The organism is Streptomyces venezuelae (genome assembly GCF_008642295.1).
Lineage (GTDB): Bacteria > Actinomycetota > Actinomycetes > Streptomycetales > Streptomycetaceae > Streptomyces > Streptomyces venezuelae_C.
In genome coordinates this window covers 5,884,789-5,897,770 of record NZ_CP029190.1, presented here as the reverse complement: position 1 = coordinate 5,897,770, position 12,982 = coordinate 5,884,789, and the positions used below count along the sequence as shown (strand labels likewise).

14 protein-coding genes are annotated in these 12,982 nt (G+C 72.6%); 8 read left to right on the top strand and 6 right to left on the bottom strand.

Annotated elements, in window-relative coordinates; genetic code table 11:
* Positions 1-10: 10 nt before the first annotated feature.
* Genes DEJ50_RS26555 through DEJ50_RS26545 form a run of 3 tightly spaced genes read left to right on the top strand, consistent with a single transcriptional unit; the run spans position 11 to position 3,045 of the window.
* Entirely contained in the window at positions 11-1,012 is a 1,002-nt protein-coding gene (locus tag DEJ50_RS26555; protein WP_190344705.1) for an ATP-binding cassette domain-containing protein, read from the top strand.
* Positions 1,009-1,797 carry an ABC transporter permease gene (locus DEJ50_RS26550; RefSeq protein ID WP_150210610.1) on the top strand — a complete coding sequence of 263 codons (789 nt, stop codon included), beginning with the start codon at positions 1,009-1,011 and terminating at the stop codon, positions 1,795-1,797. The genes DEJ50_RS26555 and DEJ50_RS26550 overlap by 4 nt, the downstream gene beginning before the upstream one ends.
* 51 nt (positions 1,798-1,848) lie before the next feature.
* Positions 1,849-3,045, top strand: coding sequence for a CaiB/BaiF CoA transferase family protein (locus tag DEJ50_RS26545; RefSeq protein WP_150210609.1), 1,197 nt, complete (start codon positions 1,849-1,851; stop codon positions 3,043-3,045).
* 42 nt (positions 3,046-3,087) lie between these two features.
* Here the strand turns inward: DEJ50_RS26545 and DEJ50_RS26540 are convergent, their stop codons facing one another.
* Positions 3,088-3,357: a hypothetical protein gene (locus DEJ50_RS26540; RefSeq protein WP_150210608.1), complete on the bottom strand. Its 270-nt coding sequence runs from the start codon at positions 3,355-3,357 to the stop codon at positions 3,088-3,090.
* Between the two features lie 362 nt (positions 3,358-3,719).
* Here DEJ50_RS26540 and DEJ50_RS26535 point away from each other — a divergent pair, with 362 nt between their 5' ends.
* Positions 3,720-4,673 (top strand): serine/threonine-protein kinase, encoded by a 954-nt coding sequence (locus DEJ50_RS26535; protein ID WP_150210607.1) that lies wholly within the window; start codon positions 3,720-3,722, stop codon positions 4,671-4,673.
* 51 nt (positions 4,674-4,724) lie between these two features.
* Here DEJ50_RS26535 and DEJ50_RS26530 read toward each other — a convergent pair whose 3' ends face one another.
* Entirely contained in the window at positions 4,725-5,531 is an 807-nt protein-coding gene (locus tag DEJ50_RS26530; RefSeq protein ID WP_150210606.1) for an SGNH/GDSL hydrolase family protein, read from the bottom strand.
* Positions 5,532-5,768: 237 nt separating this feature from the next.
* Here DEJ50_RS26530 and DEJ50_RS26525 point away from each other — a divergent pair, with 237 nt between their 5' ends.
* Positions 5,769-6,875, top strand: coding sequence for a DUF5925 domain-containing protein (locus DEJ50_RS26525; RefSeq protein WP_150210605.1), 1,107 nt, complete (start codon positions 5,769-5,771; stop codon positions 6,873-6,875).
* A gap of 69 nt (positions 6,876-6,944) precedes the next feature.
* Here the strand turns inward: DEJ50_RS26525 and DEJ50_RS26520 are convergent, their stop codons facing one another.
* Complete coding sequence (locus DEJ50_RS26520; RefSeq protein WP_223837921.1) at positions 6,945-7,331, bottom strand: GntR family transcriptional regulator; 387 nt, start codon at positions 7,329-7,331, stop codon at positions 6,945-6,947.
* 72 nt (positions 7,332-7,403) lie between these two features.
* Between DEJ50_RS26520 and DEJ50_RS26515 the strand changes: the two genes are divergently transcribed.
* Both DEJ50_RS26515 and DEJ50_RS26510 read left to right on the top strand, forming a co-directional pair.
* Complete coding sequence (locus DEJ50_RS26515) at positions 7,404-8,351, top strand: GNAT family N-acetyltransferase (protein WP_150210603.1); 948 nt, start codon at positions 7,404-7,406, stop codon at positions 8,349-8,351.
* A complete protein-coding gene (locus DEJ50_RS26510) occupies positions 8,348-8,839 on the top strand; it encodes a DUF402 domain-containing protein (RefSeq protein ID WP_150210602.1) in 492 nt (163 codons plus the stop codon). Before DEJ50_RS26515 ends, DEJ50_RS26510 begins: the two co-directional genes overlap by 4 nt.
* Before the next feature lie 4 nt (positions 8,840-8,843).
* On the opposite strand, the gene DEJ50_RS26505 is transcribed toward DEJ50_RS26510, so the two are convergent.
* Complete coding sequence (locus tag DEJ50_RS26505) at positions 8,844-9,338, bottom strand: GNAT family N-acetyltransferase (RefSeq protein WP_150210601.1); 495 nt, start codon at positions 9,336-9,338, stop codon at positions 8,844-8,846.
* Between the two features lie 218 nt (positions 9,339-9,556).
* On the opposite strand from DEJ50_RS26505, the gene DEJ50_RS26500 reads away from it, so the two are divergent.
* On the top strand, positions 9,557-10,627 hold the full coding sequence (locus DEJ50_RS26500; protein ID WP_150210600.1) for a lytic polysaccharide monooxygenase: 1,071 nt from the start codon (positions 9,557-9,559) through the stop codon (positions 10,625-10,627).
* A gap of 26 nt (positions 10,628-10,653) precedes the next feature.
* Here the strand turns inward: DEJ50_RS26500 and DEJ50_RS26495 are convergent, their stop codons facing one another.
* Both DEJ50_RS26495 and DEJ50_RS26490 read right to left on the bottom strand, forming a co-directional pair.
* A complete protein-coding gene (locus DEJ50_RS26495; RefSeq protein ID WP_150210599.1) occupies positions 10,654-11,514 on the bottom strand; it encodes an esterase/lipase family protein in 861 nt (286 codons plus the stop codon).
* Positions 11,515-11,762: 248 nt separating this feature from the next.
* Positions 11,763-12,527: a class I SAM-dependent methyltransferase gene (locus DEJ50_RS26490; RefSeq protein WP_150210598.1), complete on the bottom strand. Its 765-nt coding sequence runs from the start codon at positions 12,525-12,527 to the stop codon at positions 11,763-11,765.
* Positions 12,528-12,982: the final 455 nt, after the last annotated feature.

Genomic DNA, 12,982 nt, shown 5'->3' with positions numbered 1-12,982 from the left:
GGTCGACCGCATGACAACTACGTACGCTGTACTTAGTGAGGGTCTGGAGAAGCGGTTCGGGAAGGTCCACGCCCTGCGCGGGCTCGACCTGGCCGTCCCCGAGGGCACGGTCTGCGGACTGCTCGGCCCCAACGGCGCCGGCAAGACCACCGCCGTCCGCATCTTCGCCACCCTCACCGCACCCGACTCCGGCACCGCCACCGTGGCCGGAGTGGACGTGGCCCGCTCCCCCGCAGCCGCCCGCCGGCTGATCGGCGTCACCGGCCAGTACGCCTCGGTGGACGGAGAGTTGACCGGCCGCGAGAACCTGCGGCTGTTCGCCCGGCTCAGCGGGCTCCGGGGGCCGGCCGGGCGGGCCCGGGCCGAGGAACTGCTCGACCGGTTCGGACTCGCCGAGGCCGCCGACCGGGTCGCGGGCACCTGGTCCGGCGGAATGCGCCGCCGGCTCGACCTCGCCGCCGGGCTGCTCACCCGCCCCCGGGTGCTGTTCCTCGACGAGCCGACCACCGGCCTCGATCCGGCCGCCCGCGAGCAGATCTGGACGGCCGTACGGGCCCTTGCCGCCGAGGGCACCACGGTGCTGCTGACCACCCAGTACCTGGAGGAGGCGGACCGCCTCGCCGACCACATCGTGCTGATCGACCGCGGCCGGGCCGCCGAAACCGGCACCCCTGAGGCCCTCAAGGCACGAATCGGCGCCTCGGCGGAGGTCACGGTGGCCGGCCCGGAGGCGCTCACCGGCGCAGCCGTGGTGCTGGACCGGCTCACCGGCGGCCGGCCGGTCCTCGACGAGGAACGGCTGACCGTCGGAGTGACGGTGCGTGATGCCGCCCTGACCCTGCCTCAGGTCGTACGGGCCCTGGACGCGGCCGGGGTGCCGGTCACCGACGCCCGGCTGCGCCCGCCCACCCTCGACGAGGTGTTCCTCCGCCTGACCGCCCCCGCCAAGGCCCCGGCCGAGGCCCCCGCCCAGGCCTCCACCGGGGCCTCCACCAAGGAGTGCGCGGCATGAGCAGTGTTCTCATCGATGGCACCGCCGTCCTCGGCCGGCAGCTGCAGAAGGCCCGGCACGCACCGGCCCTGCTGATCCTCACCCAGACCATGCCGATCACCATGCTGCTCTTCTTCGGCTATGTCTTCGGCAGCGCGCTCGCCATGCCCGGGGCCGAGTACCGGGAGTTCCTGGTGCCCGGACTGCTGGCCGCGACCGCCGCCAACGGCCTGATGACCGGTATGTTCACGGCCGCGCAGGACGCCCACCGCGGGGTGATGGACCGCTTCCGGACGCTGCCGATGAGCCGGGCCGCGGTCCCGCTCGGCCAGACCGGCGCGGACCTGGTGACCACGGCGGTGGCGATGGTTCCGCTGATGCTGGTGGGGCTGGCGATGGGCTGGCGGGTGGAGAACGGGCTGCCGGGGGCGCTGGCCGCCCTCGGCGTGCTGCTGCTGTTCCGCTTCGCCACCGCCTGGGTGGGCACGTACCTGGGACTGATCAGCCGGAGCGAGGAGGCGGCCGGGCAGCTCGGCGGCGCCACCTTCGTCCTGCCGATGCTGTCCAGCGCGTACCTGCCGACGGCCGGGCTGCCCGGCCCGCTGCGTACGGTCGCCGAGTGGAACCCGATCAGCGCGGTGGCCACGGCCGTCCGCGAACTGTGCGGGAACGCGGGCGGCGAGGCCGCGGCGGGCGCCGCCTGGCCGGCCGCCCATCCCGTCGCCGGGGCGCTGTGCTGGTCGGTGGCCCTGCTGGTGCTGTTCGTCCCCCTGGCCGCACGCCGGTTCGCCCGCGGCCACGGCTGACCGGCCACCAGGGGTGACAGATCCGGGTGCCAACCGGTAGGCAGGTCTCCCATGGACATCCAACCGCTCCCGCTGGCCGGGATCACTGTCGTCGCCGTCGAACAGGCCGTCTCTGCCCCCTTCGCCACCCGCCAGCTCGCCGACCTCGGCGCCCGGGTGATCAAGGTCGAACGCCCCGACGGCGGCGACTTCGCCCGCGGCTACGACACCGCCGCCCACGGGCTGGCCTCGCATTTCGTCTGGGCCAACCGGGGCAAGGAGTCGATCGCGCTGGACCTGAAGGAGCCGCGCGGCCGGGAGGTCCTGGAGCAGCTGATCGCGGGTGCGGACGTGTTCGTACAGAACCTCGCCCAGGGCGCTGCCGCCCGGCTGGGCTTCGACGCCGCCACCCTCACCGCCCGCTACGAGCGGCTGGTCGCGGTGGACGTCTCCGGCTACGGCGCCGAGGGCCCGTACGCGCACAAGCGGGCCTACGACATGCTGGTGCAGTGCGAGGCGGGTTTGGTCTCGGTGACCGGAACTCCTGCCGAGTCCGTCAAGTCCGGGATCCCGGCGGCCGATATCGCCGCGGCGATGTACGCCTTCTCCGGGGTGCTGGCGGCCCTGCTGCGCCGCGGTGTCACCGGCCGCGGCGGGCCGGTGGAGGTATCGATGCTGGACGCCCTCGCCGAGTGGATGGGGCATCCGCTCCACCACACCATGCACGGCGGGGAGCAGCCGCCGCGGACGGGCCTGGCGCATGCCGTGATCGCCCCGTACGACGCCTATCCGACGGCGGACGGAAACCGGGTGCTGCTGTCGGTACAGAACGACCGGGAGTGGCGCCGACTGGCGGAACGGGTCCTGGAGCGGCCGGAGCTGGCGGAGGATCCGGAGTACGCCACCAATGCGGCGCGGACCGCCAACCGGGAGAAGACCGATGCGGTGGTGGCCGAGGCGGTGTCCCGGCTCGGCGCGATGGAGGCGATCGGGCGCCTGGAGGCGGCGGGCATCGCCTGCGCACGCCTCAACTCGGTGGCGGATCTGGCCGGGCACCCCCAGCTGGCGGCACGGGACCGCTGGCGGGAGGTGGACTCCCCGGCCGGGCCCTTGCGGGCCCTGCTGCCGCCGATCGGACTGCCGGGCGGCGCGGCACCGCGGATGGGTGCGGTGCCCGCGCTCGGCGAACACACCGACGCCCTGCTGCGCGCCCTGGGGATGACGGGCGCGCAGATCACGGCGCTGCGCCGGGACGGTGTGGTCGCCTGAGGCCGGGACGGACGGGGGTGCGTCGGGGGACGGGGTCGGTGGTTACGAGCGGCGGCTGCCGAAGAGGGTGCGACGCAGTCGGCGCAGCGGCGCGAAGAGTGCGACGCGCGCGCTCCGGCTCCGCTGGACGTGCGTGTGGTCGCGCGACGTGAGTTCACGCATCAGCAGAGTGGCCTCGGCCGCCTCGCGCTGCGGGACGGCTGGGCCGCCCAGCACGGCGAGGTGGCGGTCGAGCCGCGTACTGGTCGCGGTGCTGCCGCAGGTGATGGCAGGCACGCGGGGCGGCCTACTGCGCATTGCTATCTGTTCCATGTCTCTCCCCACCCGTACGAGGGCACCCGGCCCGGGCAGGGTAAACCCTATCGTCCCCGCGTCGCAGTCGGGTATCCCGGTCGTGTGAATTACCCCTACTGCGAGCGGGAGTTGACGGTTACTCAGCGGAGTCGGCCGTCACTCTCCGCACAAATCGGCCGGTTTGGAGAGTTTTTGCGCGAGCGGCGCCACATCACACGAACTCGGATAACGTGGAGTGATCGCCTCCTTACGGACGGCGGGCGGGGCCGGCCGACGGAGCTGAGGGGGCTCGGGTGAGCGGAACACCGGGCGGAGAGCCGAGCGGAACACCGGACGGAACACCGGACGGGACACCGGGCGGAGCAGCGGCCGGAGGACGGGTGATCGCGGGCCGGTACCGGCTGCTGGACCCGCTGGGCGAGGGCGCCACCGGGATCGTCTGGCGGGCCCGGGACGAGGTCCTGGGCCGCGAGGTCGCGGTCAAGGAGGTCCGCGCCCCGGCCGGCACCGCCCCCGCGGCGGCCCGTGAGCTGTACGACCGGGTGGCGCGGGAAGCCGGGGCCGCGGCCCGGATCACCCACCGCGGGGTGGTCAGGGTGCACGACGTGGCCACCGAGGAGGGCCGGCCGTGGATCGTGATGGAGCTGGTCCGCGGGCTGTCGCTGGCCGAGGTGCTGGCGGCCGACGGGCCGCTGCCCCCGCAGCGGGTGGCGCACCTCGGGGAGCAGCTGCTGGTCGCACTGCGTTCCGCGCACGAGGCGGGGGTGCTGCACCGGGACGTGAAGCCGGCCAATGTGCTGCTGGGCAATGACGGCCGGGTGATGCTGAGCGACTTCGGCCTGCTGCAGCCGGCCGGTACGGAGCCCGCGTTCCTGGCCCCGGAGCGGCTGTCCGGGCGGGAGCCGGGGCCGGAGTCGGATCTGTGGTCGCTGGGTGCGCTGCTGTACGCGGCGGTGGCCGGGGCCGCGCCGCCGCCGCTGCGGGAGGGCGTGGCGGGAGTGCCCGCACCGGGCGGGGCGGGCCCGCTGGCACCCGTACTGGAGGGGCTGCTGCGACGGGATCCGGCGGACCGGCTGCCGGTGGCGGAGGCCGCCCGGATGCTGCGGGTGGTGGGCGCGGGCGGCCGGGTACGGGCCGACGGCGGGCCGGTGTCGGGCCCTGCACAGACGCCGGCCGGGGGCCGGACCGCGGACGGGACCACGGCCGGCGGCGGGTCCCCGGCGCCGGCACCGCCGGATGAGGCGGTACCGCGCCGGGCCGGCCTGGTGCTCACGGCCGGAGTGCTGGTGCTGCTGGCTGCGCTGGTGGCACTGATCCTGCTGATCGCCTACTGATCCTCTACTGGTCCCCGAGCAGGCCGAGGTCAGGCCGAGATCAGGCCGGGATCAGGCGGCGTTGGTGAAGACGGGCAGATAGCCCCCGGACTGGCCGGCGGCGGTGGGGTGGTACGACTCGCCTATGTTGGTCCAGTTGACGCTGTGCAGCCAGGCGCTGCCGGAGCAGATCTCATGGCCGGTGAAGGCGCCGACGACCGAGGCGTAGGCGAAGCCGTGGTCGGCGGCGCGCTTGGCCAGAGCGGCGTTCAGGTGGTCCGCCGCGCCGTTGATGGCGGCGCGCTCGCCCTCGGAGAGCCCGGCCAGGCAGTTGCCGTTGAGCTTGTAGAAGCGGGGGTAGCCGATGACGACCACCCGCGCCGCCGGGGACTTGGCCGAGATGGCGTTGTAGACCTGGTCGAGTTTGCCGGGCAGGGTCGAGTCCACGTAGGCCTTGGCCTGGTTGACCCGGTTGATGCAGGAGGACTCGGACTGCAGCACACAGGTCGTCATGACGTCGGAGAATCCGGCGTCGTTGCCGCCGACGGTGATGCTGACCAGGTCGGTGCCGCTGTTCAGCGGTCCGAGCTGGTTGGCGAGCACATCACCCGTACGGGCGCCCGAGCAGGCGGTGAAGGCGAAGGTCTGCGGGGAGTTGGCGGCGGCCCAGAGTGCCGGGTAGGCGCGGCTGGTCCGCTTGCAGTTTCCGCTGCCGCTGTCGTAGTTCCCGGCACCGACACCGGAGGAGTACGAGTCGCCGAGCGCGACATAGCCGAAGTCGGCCTGCGGCGCGGCGGCGGCCGAGGAGGCGCCGAACAGGGCGGCTCCTGCGGCCAGCAGCAGGGCGGAGGTTAACGAGGCGAAGCGCGACAGTCTCATGGATGCGGCTCCTTGTGGGGGGGGTTACCGACGAGTGCGTCGAGTTACGTCGTACAAGGAGCTGGAGGGTTCAGGAAGTGTCCATGCCAAGAATGTTCGGCATGGGGATGGCGGGGTGATCCGGGCGGAATCTTCACCGTGGAACTCGTTTGAGGAGGGAAGTTGCACACCCGATCCAGCGAACGAACCGCTGAAACACGGGTGCACGCGGGCACTCCGTGCCGGATCATGGGCGCCATGTCAGTCACCGCAGACGACCCACAGCACGCGCTGCCGATCCGGCTCAACGTGGATGACAGTGATTCACCGTCGGACGTGGTCGACGCGCTGTTCCTCGGCCGGTTCGCCTCCGGCGAGCAGCCGTACTCGCACAGCGTCACCATCGAGCGGGTCAAGGCCGGAGCCACCCTGCTGCCGCCCTCGGCCACCGTGCTGCGCTCGGCCCGCGACACCGACCGCAGCGCCATGCTCGCCGAGGGCGAGGGCTGGACCATGCTGGTGTCGCGCTGGAGCCGGGGCGCGGACGTGACGGTGACGGCGGTCAGCGACGAACTGGCCTCCAGCGTGCTCGGCCAGGCCACGGACGGGGCCCAGGACGAGCCCGAACCGCAGCCGGAGAACGTCACCATGGGGTTCTGGTACGTGTCCCCGCGGCGCGGCCCGTACCGGACGACGCGGCAGATCGCGGCCGGCACCTGGGCGGAGGTCCGGCCGAACTACACGGCACCGGTCGCCACCGCCATGGACCGGCTGATGAAGGTGACCCCGAACGACATCGCGGGCCGGCTGCTGCTGCTCCACGGGCCGCCGGGGACCGGCAAGACCTCGGCGCTGCGGACGCTGGCCCGGTCCTGGCGGGACTGGTGCCAGGTGGACTGCGTCCTTGACCCGGAACGGCTGTTCAACGACGTCGGCTATCTGATGGACATCGCGATCGGCGAGGACGAGGGCACCGCCAAGGGCCGCTGGCGGCTGCTGCTGCTGGAGGACTGCGACGAGCTGATCCGCGGTGAGGCCCGGCACACGGCCGGTCAGGCACTGTCCCGGCTGCTGAATCTGACGGACGGTCTGCTGGGGCAGGGCCGCAACGTGCTCGTCGGCGTCACCACCAACGAGGACCTGGAGCGGCTGCACCCCGCGGTGGTCCGGCCCGGCCGCTGCCTGGCCCGTATCGAGGTGGGCAAGCTCACCCACGACGAGGCGGTGGACTGGCTGGGCTCGGACGAGGGCGTGTCCCGCGAGGGCGCGACCCTGGCCGAGCTGTTCGCCCTGCGCCGCGGCGCGGGCCCGGCGGCGGTCCTGCCGCCGCAGCCGCACAGCCCGGCGGCCGGCCTGTACCTCTGACCGCCGCCGGGGGGCACGCGTCCGGCAGGGCCGGCCGCAGCCCGGCCATCCCGGCTCTTGCCATCCCGGCTACTGGCCGTAGCGCGCCCGAAGAGCGTCCAAGGCGGCGGTCACGGCCTCGTCGAAGGTGAGGCCGAGGCGTTGGGCGCGCTCCGCGTACGCCTGCGCCGCGCCCGCCGCTTCGCGGCGAGACGCATCGCCCGCCGCCGCGACGAACGTGCCGTGCCGGCCCCGGGTCTCGATCACCCCGTCCGTCTCCAGCGCCCGGTAGGCCTTCGCCACGGTGTTCGCCGCCAGGCCCAGCTCCTCAGCCAGCCCGCGGACCGTCGGCAGCTTGAAGCCCGTCGGCAGCCCGCCCGACCGGGCCTGCTCGGCGATCTGCGCGCGCAGTTGCTCGTACGGGGCCGCCGCATCGGCCGCCCGGTCCAGGGTGATCTTCAGATTCGTCGAGGTCACACGGCAGATTGTGCGCCATCGGTCCGGAAATTCGGAGGCGGGTGGCCGGACGTGGCGCATAGCGTCCGGCGCATGACCATTCTTGTCCGGGACCTGCGCCCCACCGACCCCGCCGACCTGGAAGCCTTCGTCCGGGTGCGCCGCGCCGCCCTGCCGTTCATGATCGCCACCCCGGAGATCACCGGCTTCGAACTGGCCGGCGCCCACCCCGACAAGCGCTACCGGCTGCTGGTCGCCGAGACCGCGGAAGGCGAGGTCATCGGCACCGCCCAGGTCGGATTCGCGTACGAGAGCCCGGAACCGGGCCGGTCCTTCGCCAACACCTACGTCCACCCGGACCGCCGGGGTCTCGGCGCCGGCACCGCGCTGCTGCGCACAGCGGAGGCGTACCTGGCGGCCGAGGGCGCCACCGAGCTGTTCGTCTGGGTACTGGACGAGCCCGCCAACCGGGCCTTCGCCGAGCGTCACGGCTACCGGGCCGGCCGGTCCGCGCACTTCCTCCGGCTCGATCTGGCGCACGCGGCCCTGCCCCCGGTGCCGGAGCTGCCGGCCGGGGTGGAACTGCGGCCCGCCTCGGCCTTCGCCGCCGACCCGCGCCCGCTGTTCACGGCGGACGCGGAGACCACCGCCGACGAACCGAGCGACGTGGGCACCGAGTTGGACGACTACCAGGACTGGCTCCGGTCCACCTGGAACCATCCCGCCCTCGACAAGGAGCTGACCGTGGTCGCCCTGGTCGACGGCGAGGTCGCGGCCTTCACCGCCGCCCACACCGACGGCGCCGGCCGCTACGCCTCGGCCATGACCGGCACCCGGCGCGCCCATCGCGGGCGCGGCCTGGCCAAGCTGGCGAAGGCCGCCTCCCTGCACCGGGCCCGGGCGGCCGGCTACACCGAGGCCTTCACCGGGAACGACAGCGGGAACGGCCCGATGCTCGCGATCAACGAGTGGTTCGGGTACGAGATCTGCGCCGCTGAGACGCGCTACGCAAAGCGACTGGCAGGGAGTTCGGAAGCATGAGGAAGTTCCTGGACGTGGTGCTGGTCAAGGCCGGACGGACCAAGATCCGGTACCGGGCGGGGCTGCTCGGCGACGACGGCACCCGGATCGGGGTCCGCGCGCCCTGGGCGGCGCCGGACGTCCGCGACTTCGGGTTCGTCCGGTTCGAACCGGGCGATGTGTTCATCGAGCACTACTGGCGGGACCGCTGGTACGCGGTCAAGGAGGTCCGGACCGGCGACGGCGAGCTCAAGGGCTGGTACTGCGACATCACCCGCCCCGCGGTGCTGCGCGAGACGGACGGGCCGGCCGAGCTCGTGGTCGAGGACCTCGACCTCGACCTGTGGGTCTCGGCCGACGGCACCGACGTACGGCGGCTGGACGAGGACGAGTTCGCGGACAGCGGCCTGGCCCGGCGGGACCCGGAGGCGGCCCGGCAGGCCCTCGCCGCCCTCGACGAGCTGGAACGGATCGCCAAAGAGGGCGGCCTGGCCGAGCTGCTGGGCTGACCGGTCAGCCCAGCGGCTTGCGGTAGTGGAAGCGGTCGTACGGGCCGTCGACCCGGCGTTCCACCACCTCGTAGCCGTAGCGCGGGTAGAGCTTCCGGTTCTCCCACATCAGTGCGTTGGTGTAGAGCCGGATCTCGGGCAGGCCCAGCTCGCGGGCCCGGGTCTCGGCGAAGCCGAGCAGGGTGCGGCCCAGGCCGGTGCCATGGGCGTCCGGATGCACCGCGATGCTGTCGAGGAAGAGATGGTCCTCGGCCGGGACCAGCACCACCAGGCCCGCCACCGGCTCGCCGAGCACGAAGACGTGCCCGGCGGCCACCTCGGCGGCGTGATCGGCGTCCATCGGCGCGGGCCGGATTCCGATCCGTTCGATGTAGGGGTGGTACGCGGCATCGGTCACGGCACGCACGGCCGGCAGGTCCGTGGCCCGGGCGAGCCGGGGCCGGCCCGGGGGCTGGGGCAGGGGCGGGGACGGGGGCTGGGACGGGGGCGAAACGATCATGCGGAGCACGCTATCTGTCGGCCCGCTTAGCGCCCCCTTAAGAGGACCCTAAGGATCGGCCCGTGGGCCCCGGGACGGGCCAAACCCGTGTTCGGAGTGGCTAGCTTGGCCGGGCCAGGGAAGGCCGGAGGCGGCGCCGCGACCCACGGGTCGCGGCGCCGCACAGCCTCCGCTGCTCCGGCCCACCGAACCATGTGCCGCCCGAAGGAGACCCACCCATGCCCGCTCGCCGTACGGCCACCCGCATCGCCGCTCTCGGTCTCGCGCCGCTCGCCGTGGCGGCGTACGCGACCACGCCGGCCGCCGCGCACGGCTCCATGACCGACCCGGTGAGCCGGGTGGCGGCCTGTTACGCCGAAGGTCCGGAATCGCCCCGCTCGGCGGCCTGCAAGGCGGCGGTCGCGGCCAGCGGGACCCAGGCGTTCTACGACTGGAACGCGGTGAACATCGCCAATGCGGCCGGGCAGCACAAGGCGCTGATCCCGGACGGCAAGCTGTGCTCGGCCGGCAACGACAAGTACCGGGGCCTCGACCTGGCCCGGGGCGACTGGCCGGCCAGCCCGATGGCGGCGGGCGGGCACACCTTCCGCTACAAGGGCACCGCTCCGCACCGGGGCTCCTTCGCCCTGTACATCACCAAGGACGGGTACGACCCGTCCCGGCCGCTGAAGTGGTCCGACCTGGAGGCGAAGCCGTTCGCGACGGCCACCGACCCGAAGATGCAGGGCGGGGACTACGTGTTCACCGGCACCGTCCCGAAGAAGTCCGGCCGGCACCTGATCTACAGCGTCTGGCAGCGCTCGGACAGCCCGGAGGCCTTCTACACCTGCTCGGACGTGGTCTTCGGCAAGGACAACGGCACGCCGGGCGGGAAGCCGGGCACGCCCGGCACCAAGCCCGGTACGCAGCCGGGCACCACCCCGACCGGGCAGCCCTCCCGGCAGCCTTCGGCGCAGCCCTCCGCCCTGCCCTCCGCCCCGACGGACGAGCAGATCGACCGGGGCCGGGACAAGTCCTCGGTCGAGCACAACGGGCACGGGGACAACGACCCGAAGACCAACGGCGGGTCGTCCTCCCCGGTGCCGACCGCGCCGTCGGCCTCGGCCGCCGTCCCGGTCGCGGCGGACGGCGGTGACAACGGCGACGGCAACGGCAATCTGGCCGCGACCGGCGGCGACAGCGCCACGCCGATGATCGCGATCGCCGGGGCCGGCGTCCTGGCGATCGGTGCGGCCGTGATGTTCGGCGTTGCCCGCCGCCGCGCCACCGGGGGCCGGCACGGCCGCTGACCCCCGGTGGGCGGACCGCCTGCGGCTCAGTCGAAGACCGAGCCGCAGGTGGTCCGTTCGGCATGTGCGGGATCGAGCGCGTTGACCGCCTCGTGCCAGGCGATCCGGTCGATGAGGCCGATCGCGACGTGCTCGGAGAAGTCCACCGGGCACAGGTCCTGGAGGACCACATTGCGTACGTTCGGCCCGTCCAGGAACCCGCTGCGGTACGGGGTGACCACCTCGTCGTACTTGGTGGCGATGACCGTGTAGGCGACACCGGGCACGGTGTCACCGCCCGCGTTCAGGTTGTTCAGGAAGGCGGACCCGGCGATCTGGTCGGCGAGCCCCGGGGTCGCGGTACTGAGCAGGTCCTCGGCCCCGGGGAAGAACGGCAGGAGCTTGGTGAGCCCCATCAGAGTCGTCCCGTGGTTGTCGGGAGCGAGCCCGATCAGCGCGTTGACCTTGTCGGCACCGCCCAGGAACTTCAGGTAGTGACGCGGCATCATGCCGCCCTGGGAGTGGCCGATGATGTCGGTCTCGGCCGCCCCGGTGGCGGCGAGCACCTTGTCGACGAACACGTCGAGCTGTCCGGCCGACTTCGTGATGGGGCCGAGGCCGTGGAAGAACGGCACTCCGGGCAGCTGGCCGTAGTCGAGGGAGTAGACGCAGTACCCGCGGTGCACCAGGTACGGGGCGAGGCCGAGCCAGTTGTCGACCGAGTTCCCGAAGGTGCCGTGGACGAGGACCACGGGGCGCGGATGGGCGGCGGAGGGTTTGCAGGACCAGTTGTTCCAGCCGCTGCTGGGGGCGGCAGCGGCGGTTGCCTCAGTGGTGGTGGGGGCGAGTGCGGCGACCGCGAGTGCGAGGGCCGCCAGCGGGCGGAGCAGGCGTCTCCAGGGCAGCATCGAGTGATCTCCTTGCGGGTCAAGGGGATGGGGATGTGGGGGAACTCCCGTGATCCGGATCACAAGGGGTGCTGCTGACCGCCAAATTACGGGCGAGTAGTAAGACAGGGAAGTTACGCGTCAGTAAAAACTCGCGCGTCGAGCCCCGCACCAGTGCGGAGCGAGTTCAAGGCCCGCCGGCCAAACGCCGACAGGCCCGGCCGGCAGAGCCGGCCAGGCTGTCAACAGTCGGGTGGGGTCAGGCAGGGTCAGGCGGGGCGACGGCCCCAGACCGCCATGGTGGCCAGGCCCAGGTCCCAGAAGTCCTTCTGGTACATGCGGCCGGCCGCCTTCTCGACCTGCTCCTCGGTGGCACCGCCGGCGGCGACCACGATCGGGCCCCAGCCCTTGATGGCCTCGCCCCAGAAGAGGCTCATCGGCCGGCCGGCGCCGACCAGCGACAGGTCGCCGTCCAGGCCGATCTCCTCGAGGCCCAGCTCGACCAGCGGCGCGGGGAAGGTGCGCGGCCAGGTGAGGTCGGTGCCGACCTGCTCCTTGTACTGCTTGAGCGTGGCCAGGCTGACCTCGCGGTAGTCCTCGTCCTGCGCGGACTCCACGGGGAACTGGGCGGGCTCCTCCAGCAGCAGCCAGCCGCCCGGCTTCAGCCAGGAGACGACCTTGGCGAGGTCGGCGTCGCGGCTGCGCAGGTGGCTGAAGACGTAGCGGGCGTAGATGAGGTCGAAGGAGGCCTCGGGGAAGTCCTCGGTGGTGACGTCGTGACGGACGATCTCCAGGTTGGGGTAGCCCGAGTCGCTCAGCGCGCCGAGCTCGATGTCGGTGGCGGTCACCTTGCCGGAGGTGCAGCGCTCGGCCAGCCAGCGCGAGGTGGAACCGGAACCGGCGCCGATCTCCAGGCAGTTCCAGTCCGGCTTGGGGTCGAGCGCCGCCAGGCGGCGCACGCTGTGCGGGTCCAGCGCCTCGCGCAGCGCGCTCAGCCACGCCGGGGTTTCCTGCACGGACTCGGACTCAGTCACTTCAGCCGTCACTGTCGAACGCTCCTCATTAGGGTTTATCGCAGCTGCTTTGCGAATGCGTATTCATTCCGGAATACGGGCAGGCCTGCCGGGCCGGGTACGGCCAAGGGGGGCCGGCAGGCCACGCGGGGATAGGCCGGGATAAGCAGAATGCCCGCATTCCGGATGGGCGCCATTCGAATTGCTTCCACATGGTGGTTGCCGCGCGGGATCGAAGTCAAGACAAAGTCAAAGCACCGCGGCCGGTCACCTGGCACCCGCCGGGCGCGCCCGCCAGGACCTCGCCCCACGGTCGAACAGTCACTGTTTTCCCAAGCAGCAGCGGATGTCGCGGCATGATGTCCCGTTGACAGGACAACCGGAGAAAAGAGCACGTCCAGCTGCTACCTTGGCCCGCACGATATGGGGGGAGCCCTGCACGGAGGCGTTCTCGGCCACCACAATGTGGCCACTCG